Genomic DNA, 2,362 nt, shown 5'->3' with positions numbered 1-2,362 from the left:
CGAATGAGAAAGGAGACCGATACCTAAGAGGGATTGAAACATTACTTGATGCCCACAGCGGAGGGAGAAGACCTCGCCGAATGAGAAAGGAGACCGATACCTAAGAGGGATTGAAACCAAACAGTACGCTCCACCTAGCTCTGCGACACTCTTCACATGAGAAAGGAGACCGATACCTAAGAGGGATTGAAACCTTGAATAAAAATTGTCTCTTGGCTGTTTCAAAAGTGGTCATGAGAAAGGAGACCGATACCTAAGAGGGATTGAAACCTTACATTGAATTCGGAGAGGCTTCCGCCTCGGATGATGAGAAAGGAGACCGATACCTAAGAGGGATTGAAACCTGACCAAAGCAGGAGTTATCAGGTCGGCCTGCACTCATGAGAAAGGAGACCGATACCTAAGAGGGATTGAAACCCGATGATATAGCCGTCTGGCCAGTCTTTTTCTCTTGACATGAGAAAGGAGACCGATACCTAAGAGGGATTGAAACATGCCACCTGTCTACCGCACTTGCGGCAGACGACTTTCACCAATGAGAAAGGAGACCGATACCTAAGAGGGATTGAAACAGTCAAGTCCCACAGAGCCATGTGAGTATAGATATGTACGTGAGAAAGGAGACTGATACCTAAGAGGGATTGAAACGGTCAGCCGCCGGTTTTTTAACGAGGTACTCCTAGGAAGAGTGAGAAAGGAGACTGATACCTAAGAGGGATTGAAACCTTTCTGCCAACTCAATTGCTTTCCCCTTGCTCACCCGTGAGAAAGGGGACTGATACCTAAGAGGGATTGAAACGGGGATAGACCGGGACCAGGTGGCCCTGGAAGCAGCCGTGAGAAAGGAGACTGATACCTAAGAGGGATTGAAACCACTACAGAGATAGAGATTTCCGTCCGCCGTCATGTAGAGCGTGAGAAAGGAGACTGATACCTAAGAGGGATTGAAACAAAAAGGGACAAAACACCTTTTTCCGGCGGTGGTAATTATCGTGAGAAAGGAGACTGATACCTAAGAGGGATTGAAACGCCCAAGTGGGCGAAGCCAGTGATCCTCTCAAGTTTTTGTGAGAAAGGAGACTGATACCTAAGAGGGATTGAAACTTTAGTTTGCTGTCTATAAAGCTCAAAGCATCTCGGGCAGTGAGAAAGGAGACTGATACCTAAGAGGGATTGAAACCAAATAATCGTACCTTTTCCACCCCGATCTTTTCACGTGAGAAAGGAGACCGATACCTAAGAGGGATTGAAACAGTTTTTGAATAAGCTCTTTGGTATTCATTTTGTCACATGAGAAAGGAGACCGATACCTAAGAGGGATTGAAACAGGTACAGTATCTGGTGCCAAGGCATTATCTTTTCCTATGAGAAAGGAGACCGATACCTAAGAGGGATTGAAACAGCATATTGAGGATGATCGTCATGAGCAAGACCTAGAAGACATGAGAAAGGAGACCGATACCTAAGAGGGATTGAAACGTTATTCGAGAGACGTTATAGAGAGTGGGCACTGAGTGAGAAAGGAGACTGATACCTAAGAGGGATTGAAACTCTGGATTCCAGAGCGGGTGATAGAGGTCGCAAACCGAACCGTGAGAAAGGCTACAGGTGCCTAACAGAGATTGAGATCTTCTAAAGGACGGTTGGAATGATTAATGATTTTATAGTGATTATCTTCTTCCTTGGTCTTTTGCTGAATCTAGTAATGAGGGGATATATTTATCCTTATTTCGCTGTTCTTGCTTTACTTTTACTTATCTCTTTCAGAGTAACAGCAAGGTTACTGGGCGGAGGCTTGGGTCACCTTATCCGCGTCTCTTTTACCATCGGCTTACCTCTTCTTTCCCTGGCTATCTTGGCAATCAGATACGGCCAGGGTGACTTAAGACAAACATGGCTGGTACTTGGTTTGTTAACCGCCTTATTTTTGAGCATTTTAGGAGTTTACGTTATGATCTGGGGCGGATTTTCTTCTCCTCATGGCATCCTTTGGAACTTTCCTGCACTGCTCAGCGTCATGGTTTTTATTTTAGACCTGGCTTTGGGAAGGTATATCCCCCTTTCCTGGGCAGCAATAGCTATTGTGTTGCTGGTAATCTTGAGAGGTATAGGGAATCTCTTTGGGGGCAGGACAGAGCGAACTTCAGTCAAGACCTTTAGGGCTTCTTTGCCTCTTGCTTCACTGGCCGTTCTTATTCTTAGAGGGTGTCCAAAAACTAAGGGCATTTTGCCCAAGGTGGGGAATTACTCCTACATGAGGTCTGATTTTGAGGTCAATGTGGGAAGTTTTATGCGAAATTAGCTCCTTTTTAGGGGCGAAGTGGGAGATGAGTTTTTGAAATTGGAGTTTTTAGACAGCCTC

Annotated in this window: 1 protein-coding gene and 1 CRISPR repeat array; the gene reads left to right on the top strand. The window is 45.4% G+C overall.

What is annotated here, in order from left to right:
* Positions 1–3: 3 nt before the first annotated feature.
* A CRISPR array of direct repeats spans positions 4–1,551; the repeat unit is 37 nt; unit sequence GTGAGAAAGGAGACTGATACCTAAGAGGGATTGAAAC.
* A 97-nt stretch (positions 1,552–1,648) separates the two neighbouring features.
* The gene (locus tag HW443_RS10720; RefSeq protein ID WP_176238182.1) at positions 1,649–2,302 is read left to right on the top strand and encodes a hypothetical protein; all 654 of its coding nucleotides are present in this window, start codon (positions 1,649–1,651) and stop codon (positions 2,300–2,302) included.
* The last annotated feature ends 60 nt before the right edge of the window (positions 2,303–2,362 follow it).

It is taken from the genome of Candidatus Hakubella thermalkaliphila, from assembly GCF_013281975.1.
Classification (GTDB): domain Bacteria; phylum Actinomycetota; class Humimicrobiia; order Hakubellales; family Hakubellaceae; genus Hakubella; species Hakubella thermalkaliphila.
This window is presented reverse-complemented; position numbering and strand designations above follow the sequence as displayed.

Coding starts and splice junctions, on each gene's coding strand:
- HW443_RS10720 (WP_176238182.1), top strand. CDS start 1,649: ATGATTAATGATTTTATAGTGATTATCTTCTTCCTTGGTCTTTTGCTG.